Source organism: Mesorhizobium ciceri biovar biserrulae, from assembly GCF_001618845.1.
In the GTDB taxonomy this organism is placed as follows: Bacteria; Pseudomonadota; Alphaproteobacteria; order Rhizobiales; family Rhizobiaceae; genus Mesorhizobium; species Mesorhizobium ciceri.
The window spans coordinates 397,168-420,595 of the sequence record NZ_CP015064.1; the positions used below are offsets into that span (position 1 = coordinate 397,168).

20 protein-coding genes, 1 tRNA gene and 1 pseudogene are annotated in these 23,428 nt (G+C 63.2%); 13 read left to right on the forward strand and 9 right to left on the reverse strand.

Translation table 11 applies throughout. The features are described 5' to 3' along the window. Window positions 1-5 precede the first annotated feature (5 nt). The 3 genes from rpsA to aroA all read right to left on the reverse strand — a co-directional run bounded on the left by rpsA (window position 6) and on the right by aroA (window position 3,989). Window positions 6-1,703 carry a 30S ribosomal protein S1 gene (gene rpsA, locus A4R29_RS01925; RefSeq protein WP_013528183.1) on the reverse strand — a complete coding sequence of 566 codons (1,698 nt, stop codon included), beginning with the start codon at window positions 1,701-1,703 and terminating at the stop codon, window positions 6-8. Window positions 1,704-1,918: 215 nt separating this feature from the next. Further along, on the reverse strand, window positions 1,919-2,563 hold the full coding sequence (gene cmk / locus A4R29_RS01930; RefSeq protein ID WP_013528182.1) for a (d)CMP kinase: 645 nt from the start codon (window positions 2,561-2,563) through the stop codon (window positions 1,919-1,921). Between the two features lie 67 nt (window positions 2,564-2,630). Beyond that, window positions 2,631-3,989, reverse strand: a complete 1,359-nt coding sequence (gene aroA / locus A4R29_RS01935) for a 3-phosphoshikimate 1-carboxyvinyltransferase (RefSeq protein ID WP_013528181.1) — start codon at window positions 3,987-3,989, stop codon at window positions 2,631-2,633. A 206-nt stretch (window positions 3,990-4,195) separates the two neighbouring features. Here aroA and A4R29_RS01940 point away from each other — a divergent pair, with 206 nt between their 5' ends. Further along, window positions 4,196-4,585 (forward strand): TIGR02300 family protein, encoded by a 390-nt coding sequence (locus A4R29_RS01940; RefSeq protein ID WP_013528180.1) that lies wholly within the window; start codon window positions 4,196-4,198, stop codon window positions 4,583-4,585. A 172-nt stretch (window positions 4,586-4,757) separates the two neighbouring features. Continuing rightward, a tRNA-Ala gene (locus A4R29_RS01945) sits at window positions 4,758-4,833 on the forward strand. 192 nt (window positions 4,834-5,025) lie between these two features. On the opposite strand, the gene dgoD is transcribed toward A4R29_RS01945, so the two are convergent. Both dgoD and A4R29_RS01955 read right to left on the reverse strand, forming a co-directional pair. Further along, complete coding sequence (gene dgoD, locus A4R29_RS01950) at window positions 5,026-6,174, reverse strand: galactonate dehydratase (RefSeq protein ID WP_063171056.1); 1,149 nt, start codon at window positions 6,172-6,174, stop codon at window positions 5,026-5,028. An 8-nt stretch (window positions 6,175-6,182) separates the two neighbouring features. Next, window positions 6,183-6,872 carry a FadR/GntR family transcriptional regulator gene (locus A4R29_RS01955; protein ID WP_050596413.1) on the reverse strand — a complete coding sequence of 230 codons (690 nt, stop codon included), beginning with the start codon at window positions 6,870-6,872 and terminating at the stop codon, window positions 6,183-6,185. A 257-nt stretch (window positions 6,873-7,129) separates the two neighbouring features. On the opposite strand from A4R29_RS01955, the gene A4R29_RS01960 reads away from it, so the two are divergent. The 7 genes from A4R29_RS01960 (at window position 7,130) to A4R29_RS01990 (ending at window position 14,982) form a co-directional block, all read left to right on the forward strand. Further along, window positions 7,130-8,119, forward strand: coding sequence for an arabinose ABC transporter substrate-binding protein (locus A4R29_RS01960; RefSeq protein ID WP_024501894.1), 990 nt, complete (start codon window positions 7,130-7,132; stop codon window positions 8,117-8,119). Window positions 8,120-8,189: 70 nt separating this feature from the next. Then, the gene (gene araG / locus A4R29_RS01965; RefSeq protein ID WP_027164219.1) at window positions 8,190-9,701 is read left to right on the forward strand and encodes an L-arabinose ABC transporter ATP-binding protein AraG; all 1,512 of its coding nucleotides are present in this window, start codon (window positions 8,190-8,192) and stop codon (window positions 9,699-9,701) included. A gap of 11 nt (window positions 9,702-9,712) precedes the next feature. After that, window positions 9,713-10,663 (forward strand): L-arabinose ABC transporter permease AraH, encoded by a 951-nt coding sequence (gene araH, locus A4R29_RS01970; RefSeq protein ID WP_063171058.1) that lies wholly within the window; start codon window positions 9,713-9,715, stop codon window positions 10,661-10,663. Window positions 10,664-10,676: 13 nt separating this feature from the next. After that, window positions 10,677-11,567, forward strand: a complete 891-nt coding sequence (locus tag A4R29_RS01975) for an aldose 1-epimerase (RefSeq protein ID WP_063171059.1) — start codon at window positions 10,677-10,679, stop codon at window positions 11,565-11,567. Beyond that, window positions 11,560-12,339 (forward strand): SDR family oxidoreductase, encoded by a 780-nt coding sequence (locus A4R29_RS01980; protein ID WP_027164222.1) that lies wholly within the window; start codon window positions 11,560-11,562, stop codon window positions 12,337-12,339. The genes A4R29_RS01975 and A4R29_RS01980 overlap by 8 nt, the downstream gene beginning before the upstream one ends. A 13-nt stretch (window positions 12,340-12,352) precedes the next feature. Continuing rightward, window positions 12,353-14,065: an IlvD/Edd family dehydratase gene (locus A4R29_RS01985; protein WP_063171060.1), complete on the forward strand. Its 1,713-nt coding sequence runs from the start codon at window positions 12,353-12,355 to the stop codon at window positions 14,063-14,065. Between the two features lie 11 nt (window positions 14,066-14,076). Next, window positions 14,077-14,982: a dihydrodipicolinate synthase family protein gene (locus A4R29_RS01990; RefSeq protein ID WP_027164224.1), complete on the forward strand. Its 906-nt coding sequence runs from the start codon at window positions 14,077-14,079 to the stop codon at window positions 14,980-14,982. Between the two features lie 14 nt (window positions 14,983-14,996). Here the strand turns inward: A4R29_RS01990 and A4R29_RS01995 are convergent, their stop codons facing one another. From A4R29_RS01995 to A4R29_RS02010, 4 genes and pseudogenes are all read right to left on the reverse strand, one after another. After that, window positions 14,997-15,743 (reverse strand): SDR family NAD(P)-dependent oxidoreductase, encoded by a 747-nt coding sequence (locus A4R29_RS01995; RefSeq protein WP_013528170.1) that lies wholly within the window; start codon window positions 15,741-15,743, stop codon window positions 14,997-14,999. 66 nt (window positions 15,744-15,809) lie between these two features. Next, window positions 15,810-17,321: a UxaA family hydrolase gene (locus tag A4R29_RS02000; RefSeq protein WP_063171061.1), complete on the reverse strand. Its 1,512-nt coding sequence runs from the start codon at window positions 17,319-17,321 to the stop codon at window positions 15,810-15,812. Between the two features lie 182 nt (window positions 17,322-17,503). Beyond that, a pseudogene (locus tag A4R29_RS02005) lies at window positions 17,504-17,823 on the reverse strand (L-rhamnose mutarotase). Window positions 17,824-17,842: 19 nt separating this feature from the next. Then, entirely contained in the window at window positions 17,843-18,517 is a 675-nt protein-coding gene (locus A4R29_RS02010) for a GntR family transcriptional regulator (RefSeq protein ID WP_013528167.1), read from the reverse strand. A 322-nt stretch (window positions 18,518-18,839) separates the two neighbouring features. Between A4R29_RS02010 and A4R29_RS02015 the strand changes: the two genes are divergently transcribed. Genes A4R29_RS02015 through A4R29_RS02030 form a run of 4 tightly spaced genes read left to right on the forward strand, consistent with a single transcriptional unit; the run spans window position 18,840 to window position 23,285 of the window. Continuing rightward, a complete protein-coding gene (locus A4R29_RS02015; protein WP_063171062.1) occupies window positions 18,840-20,342 on the forward strand; it encodes a sugar ABC transporter ATP-binding protein in 1,503 nt (500 codons plus the stop codon). Next, window positions 20,339-21,337 carry an ABC transporter permease gene (locus A4R29_RS02020; protein WP_244506882.1) on the forward strand — a complete coding sequence of 333 codons (999 nt, stop codon included), beginning with the start codon at window positions 20,339-20,341 and terminating at the stop codon, window positions 21,335-21,337. The genes A4R29_RS02015 and A4R29_RS02020 overlap by 4 nt, the downstream gene beginning before the upstream one ends. Further along, entirely contained in the window at window positions 21,337-22,332 is a 996-nt protein-coding gene (locus A4R29_RS02025) for an ABC transporter permease (RefSeq protein WP_063169855.1), read from the forward strand. The genes A4R29_RS02020 and A4R29_RS02025 overlap by 1 nt, the downstream gene beginning before the upstream one ends. 14 nt (window positions 22,333-22,346) lie before the next feature. Then, the gene (locus A4R29_RS02030; protein WP_027164230.1) at window positions 22,347-23,285 is read left to right on the forward strand and encodes a sugar ABC transporter substrate-binding protein; all 939 of its coding nucleotides are present in this window, start codon (window positions 22,347-22,349) and stop codon (window positions 23,283-23,285) included. Window positions 23,286-23,428: the final 143 nt, after the last annotated feature.

Consider the following 23,428-nt stretch of genomic DNA (forward strand, 5'->3'; position numbering starts at 1 on the left):
AAGACTTAGCTGCCCTGCTTCTTCAGCGCGGCACCCAGGATGTCGCCCAGCGAAGCGCCGGAGTCGGTCGAGCCGTACTGAGCGACCGCTTCCTTCTCTTCGGCGATTTCCAGCGCCTTGATCGAGACCTGCAGCTTGCGGGTCTTCTTGTCGAAGGCGATGACGCGGGCATCGACCTTCTGGCCGACGGTGAAGCGCTCGGGGCGCTGCTCGTCGCGGTCACGGCTCAGGTCGGAGCGCTTGATGAAGGTTTCGATGCCGCTGTCGACCAGCCGCACTTCCAGACCGCCATCCTTGACGCCGATGACTTCGCAGGTAACGACCGCGTTCTTGCGCAGTTCGCCTGAAGTCGCCGCTTCGCCGACCGTATCCTTGGCCAGCTGCTTGATGCCGAGCGAGATGCGCTCCTTGTCGATGTCGACGTCGAGCACCTGCGCCTTGACCATGTCGCCGCGATTGTACTCTTCGATGACCTGCTCGCCCGGACGGGTCCAGTCGAGGTCGGAAAGGTGCACCATGCCGTCCACGTCGCCTTCGAGGCCGATGAACAGGCCGAACTCGGTCTTGTTCTTGACCTCGCCCTCGACCTGGCTGCCGACCGGATGGCTAGAGGCGAAAGCCTGCCACGGATTCTCGAGCGTCTGCTTGAGGCCGAGCGAGATGCGGCGCTTGGCCGGATCGACTTCGAGCACCACCACGTCGACTTCCTGGGTCGTCGACAGGATCTTGCCGGGATGCACGTTCTTCTTCGTCCACGACATTTCCGAAACGTGGATGAGACCCTCGATGCCCGGCTCCAGCTCGACGAACGCGCCGTAGTCGGTGATGTTGGTGACGGTGCCCTTGATCTTCTTGCCGATCGGGAACTTGGTGCCGATCTCGGACCACGGATCGCTCTCGAGCTGCTTCATGCCGAGCGAGATACGGTGGGTTTCCTGGTTGATGCGGATGATCTGCACCTTGACCGTCTGACCGATGTTGAGGATTTCGGTCGGATGGTTGACGCGGCGCCATGCCATGTCGGTGACATGCAGCAGGCCGTCGATGCCGCCGAGGTCGACGAACGCACCGTAATCGGTGATGTTCTTGACGACGCCTTCGACAACCTGGCCTTCTTCGAGGTTCTGCACGATTTCCGAACGCTGTTCGGCGCGGCTCTCTTCGAGCACGGTACGGCGAGACACCACGATGTTGCCGCGGCGGCGATCCATCTTGAGGATCTCGAAGGGCTGCGGGTTGTGCATCAGCGGGGAGACGTCGCGGATCGGGCGGATATCGACCTGGCTGCGCGGCAGGAAGGCCACGGCGCCGTCGAGGTCGACCGTGAAGCCGCCCTTGACCTGGTTGAAGATAACACCTTCGACGCGCTCACCCTTGGTGAACTTCTCTTCGAGGCGGACCCAGCTCTCTTCGCGACGGGCCTTCTCACGGGAAAGCATTGCTTCGCCAAGCGCGTTTTCAATGCGCTCGACATAGACCTCGACGGTGTCACCAACCTTGAGGGTAGTGTCCTTGCCCTTGACGCCGAATTCCTTCAGCGGCACGCGGCCTTCGACCTTGAGGCCGACGTCGATGATGGCCATGTCCTTTTCGATCGCCGTGATCGTGCCCTTGACGACCTGGCCTTCGCCGGAGTGACCGGTGGTGAATGATTCTTCGAGCAGGCTCGCGAAATCATCGCGAGTGGGATTTGCAGCTGACATTGTTTCTCCTGGAGTGCCCCGCATCTGGAAGCGGGACGGGCGCCGTGGGTTAGCGTTGCGTTGGCCTGCCGGCGTTCCGGGCTACAAAAGCCCTGGGCCGCTCTTTAAGCGGCAATTCCGGCGCATGAAGAATGCTGGCAGGCTGGTTCGTGCCCGATATGGGTATTTTCTTCGCCTCCGACAACGGAAAGACGAGGGAAAAACCCGGATCAGGCCTAGTCTCTCTTGGCCAAGACGTCATCGATGATCGCCATGGCTGCAAGAAACGCGGCTTCTATAGCCATTTCGCTGGTATCAAGCAAGTGCGCGTCGGCGGCCGGCTTCAAAGGTGAGTCGGCACGGCCCATGTCGCGCTCGTCGCGGCGCATGATATCGGCGAGGATCTCGGTGAAATCGGCGGTCCCGCCGATGCTCTCGATCTCGGCCAGCCGGCGCTGTGCCCGCACCTCGGCGCTCGCCGTCACATAGAGTTTGATGTCGGCGTCGGGGCACACCACGGTGCCGATGTCGCGCCCATCGAGCACCGCACCCGGCGGCGTCTTGGCGAAGTCGCGCTGCTTTTCGACGAGGATGCGCCGCACGGTCGGGTACACCGCGACCTTGGAGGCCGCCTCGCCGACCGCATGCGCCGACAAGACCGTCCGGTCGAGCTTTGCCAAATCGACCTGGCGGGCAGCGGTTTCAGCCGCCGAGACATTGTCGAGCGGCAGCGCGTGCTGGATGAGCGCATAGGCCACGGCACGGTAGGTGAGGCCGGTGTCGAGCAGGTTGAGGCGGTAGTGGTCGGCCAGCCGGCGGGCGAGGGTGCCCTTGCCGGCGCCGGCGGGGCCGTCGATGGCGATGGTGAAGACGTGTGTCATTGGCAGACCGCCGAAAGGGTTGGGCGCTGGCCTGCCAACGTACCAAGGCTATTGGTTGCCACGACCGTCACCCGATCTCCGCGCCCAGCGCCGTCATCAGCCCCATGAACTCCGGAAAGCTGGTCGCGATCATGGCGGCGTCGTCAATGGTCACCGGCTTTTCCGTCGCCAGCCCCATGACCAGAAAGCTCATGGCGATGCGGTGATCGAGGTGGGTCTGCACGGTGGTGTCCTTGCCATTGGGATGGCCGCCAAGGCCTTTGCCGCCCGGTTTGCCGCGCACGGCAAGCGAAGCTTCGCCCTCGGTGCAGTCGACGCCGTTGAGCGTCAGCCCGTTGGCGACGGCCGACAGCCGGTCGGATTCCTTCACCCGCAACTCCTCCAGCCCCTGCATCAGCGTTTCGCCCTCGGCGAAGCTCGCAGCGACCGCCAGCACCGGATACTCGTCGATCATCGACGGCGCCCGCTCGGGCGGCACGATGACGCCCTTGAGCTCGGAGTAACGTACCCGCAGGTCGGCGACATCCTCGCCGCCGGCATTGCGCGGGTTGAGGATGTCGATGTTGCCGCCCATCTCCTGCAGCGTCAAAAGCAGGCCGGTGCGGGTCGGGTTCATCAGTACGTTTTCGATCGTGATGTCCGAACCCGGCACGATCAGGGCGGCCACCAGCGGGAAACCGGCCGAGGACGGGTCGCCCGGCACGGCGATGGTCTGGCCGGTCAGCTTGCCCTGGCCTTCGATGAAAATGTGGCGCACGCCACGCTCGTCGGTTTCGACCGACAGATTGGCGCCAAACCCCTTCAGCATCTTTTCGGTGTGGTCGCGTGTCATCACCGGCTCGATCACCGTGGTGATGCCGGGCGTGTTGAGGCCGGCGAGCAGCACTGCGGACTTCACCTGCGCCGAGGCCATCGGCACGCGATAGGTGATCGGTGCGGCATGCTTGGGTCCATGCAGTGTGATCGGCATGCGGTCACCCGGCGTCGCCTTCAGCACCTGCACGCCCATCTGGCGCAAGGGTTCCAGCACACGGCCCATCGGCCGGCCCGACAGCGAGGCATCGCCGATGAAGGTCGTCTCCATGTCATAGGTGCCGACAAGGCCCATGGTCAGCCGCGAGCCGGTGCCGGCATTGCCGAAATCGAGCGGGCCTTCCGGCTGCAGCAGCGCGCCGTTGCCGGTGCCGCGGATCACCCACTCGTCGCCGTTCTTCTCGATATGCGCGCCCATTGCCTTCATGGCCGCGCCCGTGCGCATCACGTCCTCGCCTTCGAGCAGGCCGGTGATGCGGGTCTCGCCGGAGGCGAGGCCGCCGAACATGAAGGAACGGTGCGAGATCGACTTGTCGCCCGGCACGCGCGCGATGCCGGAAAGGGCTGGGGATTGGCGGGCGGTGGCCGGCTTGGGGGCGGCGGCGTGAGACATGGAATTTCCCTGGACGGAATGCCGGCGGGCCGGCGCTTTTCATTTGTTGCGGCGGTCTCGTACCACGGTGGGCCGAAATGGTCATCCCCATGGTCGTCACTTCACGCGAGGCCTTTCAATGCATGGTTTTGTGACGCCGGCTTTTCGCTTTGACAGCGCTGCAAACTGTGGTTAAGGGGACCACTCTTTTATTGACGAGGCTTGCCGTGGCAAAAACCGAACTTGGCACAAAACGTATCGACCCGGAGACGGGCCGAAAATTCTACGACCTGAACAAGGACCCGATCGTCTCGCCCTACACCGGCAAGACCTATCCGCGTTCCTATTTCGAGGAAGGCAAGATTGCCGCTCTCGAGGAGGAAGAGGAAGTGGCCGAGAAGGAAGTGGACGCCGAGGAAGAAGAAGGCGTTGAGGTCGTCTCGCTCGAAGAGGCTGATGAGGACGTCAAGGGCGACGACCTGCCGGATCTTGGCGACGACGAGGACGACGTTGATCTCGGCGACGACGAGGATGACACCTTCCTCGCCGACGAAGAGGAAGAAGATGACGACGTTGCCGACATGATCGGCGTCGGCGACGACGACGACGAGGTCTGATCGGCCTTGAAAGCGGGCGTTTGCGGGCTTTCGAGGCCTGTGAAGAAAAAGCGACTCTCGAAGGCTTGATATCTGAGAAGGGCGGGGTTAGAAGCCGCCTGCACTAACGGCGCGGTCTCCAACCCGCGCCGGATCTCTTCGCCGGAAACGGCGCCGGTTGACTGCCGGAAGTGGGGCCATAGCTCAGTTGGGAGAGCGCTTGAATGGCATTCAAGAGGTCGTCGGTTCGATCCCGATTGGCTCCACCAAACAGTCCCTCTGCAATTCGCAGCCGATGAATGTGCCGCACTGCGGTCATCTGCGTTTGATGGTCAATTCGGCAACGCCGCTGAAAGCCCCTCGATCAAACCGAACGAACGAGCCATTTCTCGAGAGCAACTGCTCGCCGGACAAAGTCTTCATTATTCCTGGAGTGCTTGGAGTCTGAAAGCCAGCCCGGATCACCACTCGGCGAAGGAACCGTCCTTGTGGCGCCAGATCGGGTTGCGCCAGCGGTGGCCTTCCCTGGCGCGTTCCTTGACATAATCCTCGTCGATCTCGACACCCAGGCCCGGGCCGTCGGGAATGGCGACATAACCATCCTCGTAGCGGAAGACATCCTTGTTGGCGGCATAGTCGAGCAGGTCGTTGGCGGCGTTGTAGTGGATGCCGAGGCTCTGCTCCTGGATGAAGCAGTTGTAGCTGACCGCGTCGAGCTGCAGGCACGCGGCAAGCGCGATCGGCCCGAGCGGGCAATGCGGCGCGACCGCGACATCATAGGCTTCCGCCATCGCCGCGATCTTGCGGCATTCTGTGATGCCGCCGGCATGCGACAGGTCGGGCTGGATGATGTCGACGACGCCTTCCTCGAACACGGACTTGAAGTCCCAGCGGCTATAGAGCCGCTCGCCGAGCGCGATCGGTGTCGAGCCAAGCGCGGCGATCTCCTTCAGCGCCTCGCGGTTTTCGCTGAGCACCGGCTCCTCGATGAACATCAGCCTATAGGGTTCGAGTTCCTTGACGAGCGCACGCGCCATCGGCCGGTGCACGCGGCCATGAAAATCGACAGCGATGCCGATGTTGGGCCCGACGGCCTCGCGCACCATGGCGACGCGTTCGACAGCGGCGTCGATCTTGTCATGGCTGTCGACGATCTGCAGTTCTTCGGTACCGTTCATCTTGAGCGCCAGGAAACCGCGCGCAACCATTTCCCTGGCGCCGGCCGCGACCTCCGCCGGGCGGTCGCCGCCGATCCAGGAATAGAGCTTGATCGAGTCGCGCAGCTTGCCGCCGAGCAGTTCGTGCACGGGCACGCCGAGCGCCTTGCCCTTGATGTCCCACAGTGCCTGGTCGATCCCGGCAATGGCGCTCATCAGGATCGGGCCGCCGCGGTAGAAACCGCCGCGGTGCATCACCGTCCAGTGATCCTCGATCAGCCGGGGATCCTTGCCGATGAGATAATCGCCAAGCTCCTTGACCGCCGCCTCGACGGTCAGCGCCCGGCCTTCGACGACCGGCTCGCCCCAGCCGGTGACGCCGGCATCGGTTTCGATCTTCAGGAACAGCCAGCGCGGCGGAACGATGTAGGTGGTGAGCGAGATGATTTTCATGCGCAGTCTCAGTTGCTTTTGAGTTTCTTGGCGCTGACGAGGTCGCGCGCCGCGAGGTCGAGGATCTTGTTTGCCGCCCCACGCGCGGCATCGGCATTGCGCATACGCAGCGCCTCGACCACCTCGCGGTGCGCCGCCACGGCCTCCATGCGCCGGTCGAGCGAAATCACCGCCGTCGCCTCCAGCGAAAATTTCAGCCCGGTGTCGATGAGATTACCGATCTGGCGAAAGATCGGGTTGTGGCTCGCGGCATAGACGATCTGGTGGAAAGCGATGTCGCTGCGCGAGAAGGCGGCGAGATCCTCGCCGGCGCCGGCCATGCCGCGCCAGGTGGCTTCGAGATCGGCGATCTCCTGCAGCGTCGCGCGCGTGGCGGCGAGTTCGGCAACCAGCGGCTCGATGGCCCGGCGAGTCTCAAGAATGGCGTCGAAGAGCTTGTCGTCCAGTGCATGCGGCGCGTGCCAGGCCAGCACCTGCGGGTCGATGATGTTCCAGTCATCCTCGTTGCAGACGATCGTGCCGACGCGTGGCCGCGACAGCACCAGCCCTTTTGCCGCCAACACTTTCAGGGCCTCACGGATGACGGTGCGGCTGACGCTGTATTCGACGCCGAGCTCGTTTTCGGTCGGCAGTGAGGAGCCGGCCGGATAGCGCCCGGAAAAGATGTCCGAGGCAATCGCCTTGGTCACGTCGGGCATGACGCGCGGGCGGCGAGTGGTTGTGTCGCCTTGCGGTTTCTTCAAAGTCCCGGTCACCTCAGCCCTCCTCCAAGGCGGCGAACCGCTGGTTTCGCACAACCGGTCCGGCCTTAACGGATGCGGATCAGTTGCGCCAGCGATCGCTGGTCAGAGCATGTACATTAATTATCATACCAGATCAATTGACGAGTATGATAAAAGCGATTAGAGACTCCGGCATCCGGGCTGAGCGCCCGGTCTATCGCTGGGAGGTAATCATGCGACTTTTGAAGACCGCGCTCGTCGCGGGCGCGCTTGCCGTGCTGTCCGTCACGACCATCGCTGCATATGCTCAGGACACCAAGATCGGCTTCATCGTCAAACAGCCCGAGGAGCCGTGGTTCCAGGACGAATGGAAGTTCGCTGACCAGGCCGCCAAGGAAAAGGGCTTTACCCTGGTCAAGATCGGCGCCGAAGACGGTGAGAAGCTGATGTCGGCCATCGACAATCTCGGCGCCCAGGGCGCGCAGGGTTTCATCGTCTGCACGCCCGACGTGAAGCTCGGCCCCGGCATCGTCGCCAAGGCCGCCGCCAACAATCTCAAGCTGATGACTGTCGATGACCGCCTGGTCGGCGCCGACGGCAAGGCGCTGGAAGACGTGCCGCATATGGGCATCTCGGCAACCAAGATCGGCGAGGCGGTTGGCCAGGCGATCGTCGACGAGATGAAGGCGCGCGGCTGGAAGGCCGACGAGGTCGGCGCCATCCGCGTCTCTTACGACCAACTGCCGACCGCGGTCGACCGCGTCGAAGGCGCCATCTCGGTGCTCAAGGCAAACGGCTTCAAGGCCGAGAACATTTTTGACGCCCCTCAGGCCAAGACCGATACGGAAGCTGCCCTCAATGCGGCGACCGTCGTGCTCAACGCCCATGCCGAGATCAAGAAGTGGGTTTCTTTCGGCCTCAACGACGAAGCGGTGCTGGGTGCGGTGCGTGCCTCCGAAAGCGTCGGCATCCCCGCTGATAGCGTGATCGGCGTTGGCATTGGCGGCGCGGATTCGGCGATCAACGAGTTCAAGAAGCCGACGGCCACCGGCTTCGTCGGCACCGTGATCATCTCGCCGAAGCGTCATGGCTACGAAACGGCGCTCAACATGTATGACTGGGTTGCCAGCAACAAGGAGCCGGAGAAGTTGATCCTGACTTCCGGTGCACTCGCCAAGCGCGACGACTACCAGAAGGTCCGCCAGGGCCTCGGCATCGAATAATCCTCCCTGTACAAACAGGCGGCGGCTCATCCCGCCGCCTGTTTGCCATTCCACAAGAGGATCGCTGCCCGTGTCCTTTCTCGACTTCTCGCACATCACCAAGACCTATCCGGGCGTCAAGGCGCTGTCGGACGTCTCGTTCGGCGTCGACAAAGGCGCCGTGCACGGCCTGATGGGCGAGAACGGCGCCGGCAAATCCACCCTGATCAAGATACTGTCCGGCGACCAGCATGCCGATCAGGGCGAGATCCGCATCGACGGCAGGGTTCAGGCCTATACGTCGACCCGGGATGCCTTCGACAATGGCGTCATCGTCATTCATCAGGAACTGCAGCTGGTTCCTGAACTCACCGTTGCCGAAAATCTCAGCCTCGGTCGTTTCCCTGCCAACGCCGGCATCATCGCCGGCCGCCGGATGCTGGACGACGTCGGCGCCAAGCTGAAATCGGCCGGCATCGACATCGACATGCGCCGCAAGGTCAAGACGCTGTCCATCGGCGAACGCCAGATGGTCGAGATCGCCAAGGCGATCATGCTCGACGCACGCGTTATCGCGCTGGACGAACCGACCTCGTCGCTGTCCTCGCGCGAAAGCGAAATCCTGTTTGCCCTGATCGACCGCCTGCGCGGCGAGGGCAAGGTCATCATCTACGTCTCGCACAGGCTCGACGAAGTGTTCCGGCTCTGCGACAGCCTGACCGTGCTGCGCGACGGCAAGCTGGCGGCGCACCATGCGTCGCTGAAAGGCGTCACCCGCGACCAGGTCGTCGCCGAAATGGTCGGCCGCGAGATTTCGGATATCTGGGGTTTTCGCGCACGAAAAACGGGCGATGTCCGCCTGAAGGTCGACGCTCTCAGCGGCCCCAAACTGAAGACGCCGGCCAGTTTCGAGGCGAGGGCAGGCGAGATCGTCGGCTTCTTCGGCCTGATCGGCGCCGGGCGCTCGGAACTGATGCGTCTGGTCTATGGCGCCGATCCGCGCTCGGGCGGCACCATCACCGTCGACGGCAAGCTGGTCCCTGCCACCGATCCGCGTGGTACGATCCGGGCCGGCATCGTGCTGTGTTCGGAGGATCGCAAGCATGACGGCATCATCCAGGGCCGCTCGGTCGAGGAGAACATCAACATCTCGTCGCGGCGCCATCACACGCGCTTCGGTGTTTTGAACCGCGCCAGCGAGATCGCCACCGCCGAAACCTTCATCAAGAAGCTCAAGGTGCGCACGCCGTCGCGCAAGCAGGACATCATCAATCTCTCCGGCGGCAACCAGCAGAAGGTCATTCTTGGCCGCTGGCTGTCCGAACAAGGGGTGCGGGTTCTCATTGTCGACGAGCCGACGCGCGGCATCGACGTCGGTGCCAAATCGGAAATCTATGAACTGCTCTACCAGCTTGCGCAGGACGGCATGGCGATCGTTGTCGTCTCGTCCGAACTGCCGGAGGTGATGGGCATCTGCGATCGCATTCTGGTGATGTGCGGCGGCCGCGTCAGCGCCGAGCTCACCCGCGACCAGTTCGCCGAAAGGGCGATCCTGGCCGCCGCTCTCCCCGATCAGAAAACCCCCGACGCGATCGCATCTTGAGGACTTTTGGCATGACCGACCAGTTGAAAAAAATCCTGCTCGGCGAACAGGGCCTCGTCGTCATCTTTGTCGTCGCCTTCGCGCTGGTCTCGGCTCTGGTGCCGAATTTCCTCACCGACCGCAACATGCTCGGCCTGCTGCAGTCGGTGGTCACCGTCGGTATCGTCGCCTGCACCATGATGTTCTGCCTTGCCGCACGCGACTTCGACCTGTCGGTCGGCTCCATCGTCGCCTTTGCCGGCATGGTCGCTGTGATGGCGTCGAATTACACCGGCTCGATCCTGCTTGGCCTCTTGGCGGCAATTGCCAGCGGCGCCTTCGTCGGCTTCATCAACGGCATCGTCATCGCCAAATTCCGCATCAACGCGCTGATCACGACGCTGGCCACCATGCAGATCGTGCGCGGGTTTGCGCTGATTGCGTCCGACGGCCGCGCCGTCGGCATCAACAGCCCGGATTTCTACCAGCTCGCGCTGTCCAAACTGCTCGGCATTCCGACGCCGGTCTGGGTGCTCGCCATCCTGTTTTGCATCTTCGGCTTCGTCCTCAACCGCACCGTCTTCGGCAAGAACACATTGGCCATCGGCGGCAATCCGGAGGCTTCGCGCCTTGCCGGCGTCAATGTCGACCGGACGCGCATCTGGATTTTTGCGCTGCAAGGCGTCGTCTGCGGCATCGCCGGCATCCTGCTGGCGTCGCGCATCACCTCGGGCCAACCCAACGCGGCGGTCGGACTGGAACTCTCGGTCATCTCGGCCTGCGTGCTCGGCGGCGTCTCGCTTGCCGGCGGCCGCGCCACCATGTCGGGCGTCATCGTCGGCGTGCTGATCATGGGCATCGCCGAGAACGCCATGAACCTGCTCAACATCCCGGCCTTTTACCAGTACATCGTGCGCGGCGTTATTTTGCTCCTGGCCGTGCTGCTCGACAATCTGCGCTCGTCGGCTTTGGGCCGGCGTTGAGTCGGGGCAGGGCATGTCGGCTGGAATACTACTGGAAAGCAATCGGCTGTGCGTCGAGATCAGCCCCTCTGGCAGCGCAATCGTCAACGGCCATACGGCCGACGGGGTGCCATTCCTGCGTCCCTACCAAGGCGAGGCCGAGTTCGACGTTGTGCACTGCGCTTGCTTTCCGATGGTGCCGATCGGCAATCGCGTCGAGGGCAATGCGTTTTCCTGCGGCGGTCAAAACTTCACGCTGGCGCCCAACACGACTGATCCTTTCTATATTCACGGTGACGGCTGGCAGGCGAACTGGAAGGTCGAGGAGCATCGCGTCGACCGCCTCGATTTGGCCTTCGATCATCCGCGCGGCGTCGACTCGCCCTATGCCTACCATGCGCGACAGTCGTTCCGGCTCGCCGGCGCGCGGCTGGAACTCCGGCTTGCCGTCGAAAATACCGGCGTCATTCCACTGCCATTCGGCCTCGGTTTCCATCCATTCTTTCCGCGCACGCCGCGGACGACCTTGTTTGCGCCGGCCGAAACCTGGTGGACAGAGCGCGACGGGCACCTTCCAGCGTCCAGGAGCGCCATTGCCGACGATGTCGATTTCTCAACGCCGCGCCATTTGCCCGACCGTTGGCTGAACAATGGCTTCGAAGGGTGGAGCGGCATCGCGCGCATCATCTGGCCGGAGCATTGTCTGGGGATCGACATCGAGGCGGACGCGGAACTCGACCGCTACATGCTCTTTGCGCCGGACACGGACCGAAGCTTCTTCTGCCTCGAGCCGATGAGCCATACCCCAAATGCGTTGAAGCATTTCGATGCCGACCCAATGGGGATCAAGGTACTTTCCCCCGGCGAGGTTCTCAGAGCAAGATTCGCAATGACCGTCTTCGACTGGAGCGACAACCATGGCTGAGCGCCTTTCCGGCAAACGCATCTTCCTGACCGGCGCCGCGCAAGGCATCGGGCTGGCGATCGCCGGGGCCTGCCTTGCCGAAGGCGCAAGACTGTTCCTGGTCGACCGCGACGGCGCACTGCTGGACAAGACCGTCGCGGGCCTCGCCGTGCCGCGCGGCCATGTCGGGCATGCGGCAGCCGACATCAGCGACGGTGCCGCAATTGCCGCTGCCGTCAGCCAAGCGGCCGCCGAGATCGGCCCCATCAACGCGCTGATCAACAATGCCGGGGTCAATGTGTTCTCGACGCCGCTCGAGGCGACCGAGGAGGAATGGAACCGCAACTTCGACGTCAACGTCAAGGGCGCCTGGAATTGCAGCAAGGCGGTGTTGCCGGGTATGATCGCGAGCGGCGGCGGCGCCATCCTCAACATCGCCTCGACACACAGCTTCACCATCATCCCACACACCTTTCCCTATCCGGTCGCCAAGCACGCGCTGCTCGGCCTGACCAAATCGCTGGCGCTCGAATATGCGGTGCAAGGCGTGCGCGTGAACGCGCTGGCGCCCGGCTATGTCGAAACCCAGAAGGCGATCGACTACTGGAACAGCTTTGCCGATCCGGCCACAGCACGCGCCAACACCATGGCGCTACATCCTGGCGGCCGCATCGCCACGGCGCGCGAGATTGCGCTGGCTGCGGTGTTCATGATTTCCGACGAGTGCCCGTTCATGAATGCGGCCACGCTCGTCGTAGATGGTGGGCTGAGCCAGCTCCAGCATCCAGCCTGAATTCCGGGAAATCATGACCAAGAGACGATCGCAGCACTGGTTCGGCGGGCAGGGCAAGGACGCCTTCATTCACCGCAGCTGGATGAAGAACAACGGCCTGCCCGACGATGCCTTCGACGGCCGCCCGGTGATCGGCATCTGCAACACCTTCTCCGAATTCACGCCTTGTCACGTGCATTTCCGTGGCCTGATCGAGCACATCAAGGCGGGCGTGCTGGAAGCCGGCGGCCTGCCGCTGGAATTCCCGGTCTTCTCCTGCGGCGAATCCAATCTGCGCCCGACGGCGATGCTGTTCCGCAATCTCGCCTCGATGGATGTCGAGGAAGCGATCCGCGGCAATCCGATGGACGGTGTCGTGCTGATGGCAGGCTGCGACAAGACCACCCCGTCGCTGGTCATGGGCGCGGCCTCCTGCGACCTGCCGTCGATCGTCATTTCCGGCGGGCCGATGCTCAATGGCCGTTTCCAGGGCCGCGAGATAGGTTCCGGCACCGATGTCTGGAAATTCTCCGAGGATGTCCGCGCCGGCGTGATGAGCGAGCAGGATTTCGCTAATGCCGAGAGTGCCATGTCACGCTCGCCGGGTCATTGCATGACCATGGGCACGGCCTCGACCATGGCCTCGATGGTCGAAGCGCTCGGCCTGGCGCTGCCGGGCAACGCTGCCTATCCGGCGGTCGACGCGCGCCGCAGCCGCATCGCCCGCATGACGGGGCGGCGCATCGTCGAGATGGTCAATGAGAATCTCCGCCCGTCCGCCATCCTCAAGAAAGAAGCTTTCGCCAACGCCATCCGTGTCAATGGTGCCATCGGCGGCTCGACCAATGCGGTCGTGCATCTGCTGGCGATTGCCGGCCGCGTCGGCACCGAACTGACACTGGACGATTGGGATCGGTATGGCCGCGATGTACCGACCATCCTCGACCTGATGCCGTCAGGCCGCTTCCTGATGGAGGACTTCTGCTACGCAGGCGGCATTCCGGCGGTCATCAAGGAGATCGGCGATCTGCTCGATCTCGACGTGCTGACCGTCACCGGCAAGACCGTGCGCGACAACATCCGTGACGCTGAAAACTACAATCCCGAGGTGATCCGCCCGCGCGACAAGGCGCTTACTCCCAATGGCGGTATCGCGGTGCTGCGTGGCAATCTGGCGCCCGACGGCGCCATCATCAAGCCGTCAGCCGCGTCACCGGCCCTGATGAAGCATCGCGGCCGCGCCGTCGTCTTCGAGGACATCGACGACTACAAGGCGCGCGTCGACGATCCCGCGCTCGACGTCGACGAAGCGTCGATCATGGTGCTGAAGAATTGCGGCCCCAAGGGCTATCCGGGGATGGCCGAGGTCGGCAACATGGCGCTGCCCCGGAAGCTGTTGAAGCAGGGTGTCCGCGACGTGATCCGCATCTCCGATGCCCGCATGTCCGGCACCGCCTTCGGCACCGTCGTGCTGCATGCCGCACCCGAAGCCGCCATCGGCGGCCCGCTGGCGCTGGTCAGGAGCGGCGACTTCATCGAGCTCGACGTCGAAGCAAGGAAGCTGCATCTCGACGTGTCGGCACAGGAGTTGGCGCGGCGTCGTGAATCCTGGCTACCGCCCGTCCCGGCGATGCGCGGCGGCTATCAGGGCCTCTACGTCGACCGTGTCCTGCAGGCGGACCGCGGCGCCGATCTCGACTTTCTCGTCGGATGCCGTGGCCACGCCATTCCACGCGAAAGCCATTGAGGCCGACCAGCATGCCTAATTTCCGGCCTGACGATTTCCACGGCATTCACGCCATTCTCTACGCGCTCTTTGACGCGAACGAACAACTGGACCGCGCGGCGATGCGTCGGCAGGTCGAGATCTGCCTGGCGACGGGCGTGCACGGCATGGCGGCGCTCGGCCTGGCGACGGAAGTCGCCAAGCTGACCGAGGCCGAGCGCCGGACGATCATGGACTGGACGGCGGAAGATACGGCTGGAAAAGTGCCGCTTGCCTTCACCATCTTCGGCGCTTCGGTGGCTGAGCAGGTGGCACAGCTTCGCCATGCTGAAAGCGTGGGAGCGGATTGGGTGATCCTGCAGCCGCCGCCGGTCGGATCCTATGGTGCGCTGGAATACACCAGGTTCTTCGGCCGCGTCGCCGAGGCAACCGACCTGCCGGTGGCGATCCAGAACGCGCCGGCGTTTTTCGGGCGCGGCCTGTCATCGGACGAGATCCGCGAACTTGTCACGCTTCATCCCAACATAAGGCTGATCAAGGGCGAAGGCCCTGTCACCGACATTGCCGGATTGATCGAACGCACCGAAGGCCGGATACCCGTTTTCAACGGACGCGGCGGCCTTGAACTGATCGACAATTTCCGCATCGGTTGCCGCGGCATGATCCTGGCGCCTGATGGCATCGACCTCGCCGTGCGCGCCTACAATGCGTTTCGGATCGGTGACGAAGCGACGGCCGAGGCCGAGTACGCAAGAATGCTGCCGGCAGCGGTCTTCGTCATGCAGGGCATCGAGAACCTGATCTGCTACGGCAAGCGGCTGTTCGGCGCCCGCGCAGGCATCCCGATACACGACCGGGCTCCGGCGATGCGGCCCAACGAGACCGGCGTGGCGATGGTGGCGCGCTTTGCGGCTGGCCTCGGTCGGTTGCCTGGCTGAACGGCAACTGCCCTTCAATAGGTCGTCCGCCCACCCGACAGGTCGAACGTGGAGGCGGTCGTGAAACTGTTCTCCTTGGAGACGAGCCAGGCGACCATCGCCGCGGCTTCGTCGACCTCCAGCAGGCGGCCGCGCGGAATGCGCGAGCGCATATATTCGATGTGCTCCGGCGTCAGCTGTTCGAGAATGCGCGTCTGTGCCGTGGCCGGCGAGATGCAGTTCACGGCGATGTCGTACTGCGCCAGTTCCTTGCCGAGCGACTTGGTCAAGCCGATGACCGCCGCCTTCGAGGCTGAATAGGCGGAGGCGTTGGGGTTGCCCTCCTTGCCGGCGACCGAAGCGATGTTGACGATCCGTCCGTAATTGCGCTCCTTCATTCCGGGAACCACGGCGCGATTGACGTAGAACGTACCGTTTACGTTGACGTCGATGACCTTCTTCCACGTCTCGATGTCGTAGACGTCGAGCGGGGCGGCAGGGCCGGCAATTCCGGCGGAATTGACCAGAATGGAAATCTTGCCGGCCAGATCTTCGGTCCTGGCGCGCGCCGCGTCCACCGACGTCCAATCGGCGACGTCCACGATCTCTGTCGTGGCAGCGTTGCCGAGTTCCTTCTTGGCGGTTTCGAGGCGGGCCTCATCGAGATCCCACAAGCTGACCGTCGCGCCGGAAGCGACGAAACGCCTGGCCATCGCGAAGCCGAGGCCTTGGGCGCCACCGGTGACCACAGCGTGCTGGCCGTCAAGATCGATCCTGTTCATGTCGAGCGGTTCTTTCCGTTTGAGCTACTTCCGGGATAAAGGCCGGCCTGTGCAGGCCGGCGATCGCTACATGGTCGCGCCAAGGCTCCATGGCACGAACTCGTTGTCGCCATAGCCGAGCGCTTCCGACCTGGTGCGCCCGCCGGAAGCGACGCGCAGGATCTCGGCAAAGATCTCCTCGCCCTTCTCGGCCAGCGAGACGCCGTCCAGTATGTCTCCGCAATTGATATCCATGTCCTCGCGCATCTGCTCGAAGATGAAGGTGTTGGAGGCAAGCTTGATCGAGGGCGTCGGCTTGCAGCCGAAGGCCGAACCGCGGCCGGTGGTGAAGCACAATATGTTGGCGCCGCCGGCGACCTGCCCGGTGGCCGAGACCGGGTCGTAGCCGGGCGTATCCATGAAGACGAGGCCGCGCTCGTTGATCGGCTCGGCATATTCCAGCACCGCCCGCAGATTGGTGGTGCCGCCCTTGGCGGAAGCGCCGAGCGATTTCTCCAGGATGGTCGTCAACCCACCCAGCTTGTTGCCGGGCGAAGGGTTGTTGTTCATCTCCATGTCGTGCCTGGCGGTATAATCCTCCCACCAGCGGATGCGTTCGATCAGCTTTTCGCCCACCGCGCGGCTCTCGGCGCGCAAGGCGAGGAGATGTTCGGCGCCATAGATCTCGGGCGTCTCCGAGAGCACCGCCGTACCGCCTTGCCCGACAAGCAGGTCCACCGCAGCACCTAATGCCGGATTGGCGCTGATGCCGGAGTAACCGTCCGATCCGCCGCATTGCAGCGCAAGCACCAGTTCGGAGGCTGGTTGCGGCGTCCTTTCGGCGGCGTTCACCGTAGGCAGCATGTCGACGATCGCCTTCACGCCAGCCTCGACCGTCTTTCGCGTACCGCCGGTTTCCTGGATGGTCATCGTGCGGAAAATCGTGCTCTCCTTGATGTTGTACGACTGCATCCAGCGTGGGATCTGGAACGCTTCGCAGCCGAGTCCGACCATCAGCACGCCGCCGATATTGGGGTTCGTGGCAAAGCCCCATTGCGTCCTTTTCAACAGGTCGTAAGCGGGCCCCTTGGTGTCGATGCCGCAGCCAGTGCCGTGGACGAGTGCGATGATACCGTCGACATTGGGATAGTCGCGCAGGATGCCAGACCGGTTGACCTCATCGGTGATGAACCGGGCGACGCTGGCAGAGCAGTTCACCGAGGTCTGGACGGCAATGAAGTTGCGCGTGCCCACCTTGCCGCTCGGCCGGCGGTAACCCATGAAAGTAGCGCGCTCGGCCTCGGCAACGATCTCGGTTTGCCTGGTATTCGTGCCGAAGACGTAGTCGCGTTCGAAATTTCGCAGATACACATTGTGCTCGTGAACCCAGTCGCCGGCGACGATTGGTTCCCGCGCAAAACCGATGGTCTGGCCGTATTTCACGATCGGCTGGTCCGAGCCGATGTCGCGCAAGGCCATTTTGTGCCCGCGCGGTATGCGTGCCCTGGCAGCCACGTCACCGGCTTTTTCGCCGATCTTCAACGGATCGACCGCCAGAAGAATGTTGTCGGCCCCCGAAAGCTTGATGAACCGCGCCATGACCCAAACTCTGAAAAAGTTCTCCGCGACAGGAGGTCGAGAGACAAGAAATGATTTGGAATACTAATATAATAGAATGTCAAAGGTCAAGGCCGGAGACTGGATGAGGTCGTCATGAAAGACGGACCGGTCGCCACGTCGTTGGGGCATATCCGGGAAGCGACTGCCCGATAACGTTCTGGTCAATCGAGATGGAAGACCTCTTCCATGGCCGCCCACCATTCGCCGTCGGCAGCGGCGTCTGCATGGGGCCGCACAGTTCCCACCATTTGCGCATGGCCGGCGACTCGCTCATCCGCGCTGCATCCCTGGCGAAGTCGCTGCCGTGATACTCCCAGCAGGCGAACAGAAGGTTCTCCGGTTCGCGCAGGAAGATCGAATAGTTGCGGATGTTGGCGCGGCTGATGACGTCGAGCACTTCGGGCCAGACGGCGGCGTGGACGCGCTTATAGTCCGCGATCGCCTCGGCTTTCACGCCGATACAAAGTCCCATTCTTTGCATGCTGGTTGCTCGCGGGGCTTCAGCCGAGAAGGTCGGCGGCGACTTCGAGCGTGTTGCGGAACGACGTCTCGAGATGATGTTCCATGGCCCGTGCCGCACCCTCGGCGTCGTGGCGCTTCAGCGCGTCGAAAATGGCCTCGTGCTGCTCGATCGTCTGTTCGCCATAACCCGGTCTTGGGATAGCGAGATAGCGCCCGCGATCCATCTGTGCCTTCGAGATGTCGACGGCTCTCCAGATCATCGGCAGGCCGCAGATCTCGGCTATGGTGCGGTGGAAGACATCGTCGAGTTGTATCGCGGTGGCATATCTGCCGCGGGATATGGCAAGCCGGTGCGCCGCCATGTTGTCTTCCAGCAATTCGCTGGCTGCCGCTGTGAACTTGGCGGCCGCGCGTCGGGCGCTTTCCATCTCCAGTGCGCGCCGGATGACATAGGCTTCTTCCAGGTCGGCCCGGCTGATCGGAGCAACATAGGTGCCGGTCTGCGCCAGGATCTTGACCAGGCCCTCGTCGCTGATGCGCTTGACCGCTTCGCGAACGGGGGTGCGAGACACCCCCAGGGCCTCCGCGATGGCGACCTCGTTGATGACCTCTCCCGGCTTCAGCTGCCCGACGACGATCAGGTTGCGGATCTTGTGGTAGATCTGATCGCGGAGCGGAAGAGCCCGATTGAGCGTCGAAGGATCCAGGTCCATTGCAAATCCGTGTCTTCGTTCACCAGAAATGGCCAGATAGTACTAGAATGTCAATTGGAACGCATCCAATACAGGCGTGGGGGTCGGTGACGCACGACGTCATGACGACCCGCCGGAATCCAGCTTGCCAGAACTGTTATATTAGTGCAATAGTGAGGATGAACGATGGAAAATTCAGTCCGGGACTGAGGCTTGGATCTTCAACAGCGCAGGCCATTCAAGCTTGTTCGAAGAAGCCCGAACTGCGTTTGCAGCGCTATTATACTAACATCGAAGGCCGATGTAGCGCACCGGCCGGCCGCCAGGAGGAACCTAGCCAGATATGACCGTCGCCGCCGATTGCGCCTTGGATATGCGAGGCATCAGCAAGAACTTTCCAGGCGTGAAGGCTCTGTCCAACGTCAATTTTGCCGTGAAATTCGGCACCGTTCATGCGGTCGTGGGTGAGAACGGCGCCGGCAAATCGACGCTCATGAAGATCCTCAACGGATCCTACGCGCCCACCAGCGGCACGATCAAAGTCGGTGACGCCGAGGTGCGCATGCGCCGGCCCGCCGACGCCCAGGCGCTCGGCATCCGCATGGTGCACCAGGAAATCAATCTGGTCCCCGACCTGACCGTCGCCGAGAACGTCTATCTCGGCCGCATGCCCGGCAAATGGACCTTTCTGCGCAAGCGCGAGATGGTCAGGGCGGCGGCTGCCGTCCTCGACGAGCTCGGAGCGGCCATTAATCCGCGTGAACGGCTCGGCAACCTTTCTATCAGCCAGCAGCAGCTCGTCGAGATCGCCAAGGCCTATGCGGCGCAGCCGAGGATCATCGTGCTGGACGAGCCGACATCCAGCCTCAGCGAGCATGAGACGGCGGCGCTGTTCCGGATCCTGCGCAAGATGCGCGATGACGGCATCGCCATCGTCTACATCAGCCATCGGCTGAAGGAGGTGCTCGAAATCGCCGATGAGGTGACGGTGCTGCGCGATGGCTCAATGATCGAGACGCGTCCGATCAAGGGCATAAAGGCTGCCGATATGATCAGGCTGATGGTCGGTCGCGAAGTTAGCAATGTCTTCCCGAAAAGTCCGGCCGCGATCGGCAAGTCCGTGTTGCGCGTGGAGCATATCAGCGACGGACAGCGCTTCCGCGATGTCAGCTTCGAAGTGCGCGCCGGCGAGATACTGGGCTTGACCGGCTTGGTGGGCGCTGGCCGCACCGAGGTTGCCCGCGCAATCTTCGGCCTGTCGCGGCTTGTCGAGGGCACGGTCAGCGTCAACGGACGCGAGGTCTCGATCAACTCGCCATCCCAGGCGGTCAGGGCAGGCATTGCCTATGTTCCGGAAGATCGCAAGGGCGATGGCGTCGTGCCTGGAATGTCGGTCCGGGAAAACATCAGCCTGCCCATCCTGCGCCGCCTGACCCGTTTCGGGCGCATCAGCCGCAGCGCCGATCGCGCGCTTGCCCGGGATTCGGTCAAGCAGTTTTCGATTTCACCGCCCGACGGCGAACGGCGCATCAGCCTTCTGTCGGGCGGCAACCAGCAGAAGGCGGTCATCGCCAAATGGCTTGCCGCCAAACCTTCGGCCTTGATCCTCGACGAGCCGACGCGGGGCGTCGACGTCGGCGCCAAGGCCGAGATCCACCACATCATCGGCCAACTCGTCGCCGGCGGCATGGCGGTCGTGATGATCTCGTCGGAACTGCCCGAAATCCTCGGAGTCTGCGACCGCGTGGTGGTGATGCGCGATGGCTATGCCTCCGAGCCTCTCTTGCGCAGCGAATTGAGCGAGGAGCGCATCATGGCGCTGGCCACCGGGGAGGAGATGGCTTGAGCGAAGCGGCCATGGAGATCGGTGGCGTGAACCGCAACGACCGCTTTACGCGTGGCAGCAGGCTTGTCGATGTCCTGTCGAAGGCGGGGCTCGCCTTCGCCATCGTCGCCGTGATGCTCTACGGCTCCCTCGTCAGCCCCGCCTTCTTCACGTCAGGCAATTTGCTCAACGTCCTGACCTCGATGTCTATCGTTGGCATCGTCGTCGTCGGCATGACCTTCGTGCTCGTGGTCGGCGGCCTGGCCGACCTGTCGGTGCCGGCCACCATCGCCTGCGGCGCCATCCTGTCGCTCGGGCTGCAGCCGATGATCGGGCCGCTGCCGGCGTTCCTGCTGGCGGTGGGTCTCGCGGGCCTCATAGGTCTGCTCAACGGGGGCCTGGTCGGATATGTCGGCATCAATCCCATCATTGCCACGCTCGGCGTTGGCACGATCGGACTGGGCATCGTCCAAGCGGCTGTCGGCGGGGTCATCGTCTATGGCAGCAATCCCGCCTCAGCCGAATTCGCCAAGGGCCGGCTGTTCGGCATTCCGGTCGTGGTGTTGATCTTCCTGGTCATCGCCCTTGTCGGCCATTTCGTCCTGTCCCGCTCCTTCTGGGGTAGATGGACGCTCGCCACCGGCGGCAATTACAGCGCCGCCGAGGCTAGTGCGGTTCCGGTGCGGGCCGTGAAGGCTGGCGCCTTCGTGATCACCGCACTGGCTTCCGGCATCAGCGGCGGCCTGCTCGGACTGACGCTGCAGAGCGCGCGGCCGCTCATCGGCGGCGGCTACGAATTCAGCGCCATCACGGCGGTGGTGGTCGGCGGCGTGTCGATCGTCGGCGGCTTCGGATCGGTGCCGCGGGCCATTGCCGGCCTCATCTTCGTGCAACTGCTGACCAACGTCATGGTGCTCGACGGTGTGCGCACGCCAATCCAGGGTTTCGTGCTCGGCATCCTGATCGTCGGTGCCGTCGGCATGGATGCGGCATTGCGCAAGCGGGGCGTGGCGTGATGCGTTTTCTTTCGCTTGTCTCGCAGCATCGCGTCGTCATCATTCTCGGCCTGACGCTCGTCATTTCCGCGCTGTTGGTCCCCGGCTACCTCTCGGCATCGACCCTCGGCCTCGGTCTCGACCGGGCGGCGACGATCGGCCTGATCGCGGTCGGCCTGACGGTGCTTTTGATATCGGGCCAGATCGACCTCTCCGGTGGCGCGGTGTTTGCCCTGGCCGGCATCGTATCGGTCATCCTGCAGCGAGAGATCGGCATCCTGCCTGCCGCGATTGCCGGCATCCTGGTCGGTACCCTGGCAGGCGCCATCAACGGCATGCTGGTCGTCGGCCTGAAGGTGAATTCGCTCGTGCTGACGCTCGCGACGATGCTGATCTTCCGCTCACTCGCGCACTGGATCACCAACAGCCAGCCTGTGACCGGAACCGACATCATGCTCTCCCTGGCGCTGGCCAAGATCTATCTCGATGTCTTCACCCTCCGCAGCGTGCTGTTCATCGCCCTGATCGTGCTGCTGCATTTCTGGCTGACGCGCACCATACCTGGGCGCAACGTCTTTGCGGTGGGGTCCAACCCGGCGGCTGCCAAGGAAAGCGGTATCGCCTCGGACCGTATCGTCTTTCTCGGCTTTGTCTTTGCCGGCACGCTTGCCGGCCTGGCGGGGGTTCTCCAGAGCCTCGTCACCAACACCGGCTCGCCTGTCTTCGGCTCGGAACTGACGGTCGCCGTCATTGCCGCGGTCGTTGTCGGCGGGACTCGTCTCGAAGGCGGCAAGGGATCCGCGCTCGGCACGCTCGGCGGCGTGCTGACGATCGGCTCGCTGACCATCGCGATGGAGTTCCAGTCCGTTCCCGCATACGTCCAGCAGGTCGTGTCCGGGCTTATCCTGATCCTGCTCGTCGTGCTCGATCGGGCCGTTACCACCAAGGGGAGGGCTCCGGGCACGCGCCCGGCGCTCGTTCGCGACAATCCAATCACTCAAGGAGGAACCACATGATTGGGAGGAAACACATGATTGGCAAGAAAAGCATGCTTCACGTCGCCGCCATGGCGGCTGTGCTGGCATCGACGGGCTGGGCCAGCGCCAAGACGGTCTGCTACGTGACGGCAGCGGATTCGCATGCCTACGCGACGCCGGCCAACAAGGCGCTTCAGGCGCGCGCTGCGGAACTCGGCATCGAGATCCTGAGCCTCAGCCAGGATTTTGATGTCCAGAAAGGCACCGAGCAGCTCAACACCTGCGTTGCGCGCAAGGTCGATGGCATCATCCTGTGGCCGCTCGACCCGCAGGCATACATACCGGGGCTGGCGCGCGCGCAGCAGGCGAACATTCCGGCGATCCTCATCAATTCGCCGATGAGCGACGATGCCAAGCCGTTCATCAAGTCGTTCACCGGGCCTGATGTCTACGAGGAAGGCAAGCTGGCGGCGGACTCGCTGAGCAAGGCGCTGGGCGGCAAGGGCTCCGTCGTCATCATCGCCGGCCAGGCCGGCAACGGCACCACGATCGGCCGCGTCAGCGGCTTCACCGACCGTCTCAAGGAAACCAATGCCGAGATCAAGGTGCTCGACACGGTCAACGCCGACTTCGACCAGCAAAAGGCGCTGGTGGTGAGCCGCGATCTGATCACACGCTTCGGCGACCAGATCAGCGGTGTCTACGCCAATGACGACACGATGGCCCGCGGCTTCATCGACGCATGGAAAGAGGCGAACCCCTCCAAGGCCGCACCGCCGATCGTCGGCATCAATGGCCAGAAGGATGCGTTCGAATCGATCCGCACCAATGAGATGTACTCGACCATCGTCCAGTCGCCCGTCGAGGATGGCCGCCTGGCGATCAACACGATGGCCGAGATCATCGAGGGCAAGGAGGTCAAGGACCGGCTGCCGATCCCGCTGACCGTCGTCACCAAGGACAACGTCAACGCGGTCGAACCAGCGTTCTGATGCAGGAAGGCCGGCCCGCTGCACTCGGGTCGGCCTCGCCGCCGATTTCTTGGGGAGAGAAATTCTAATAGCGGCAACGGAATTGGAATAAACTAACTCTACAGAGTTTGTAGAATAAGCAATCTGCACTGGCGATCTGGTTT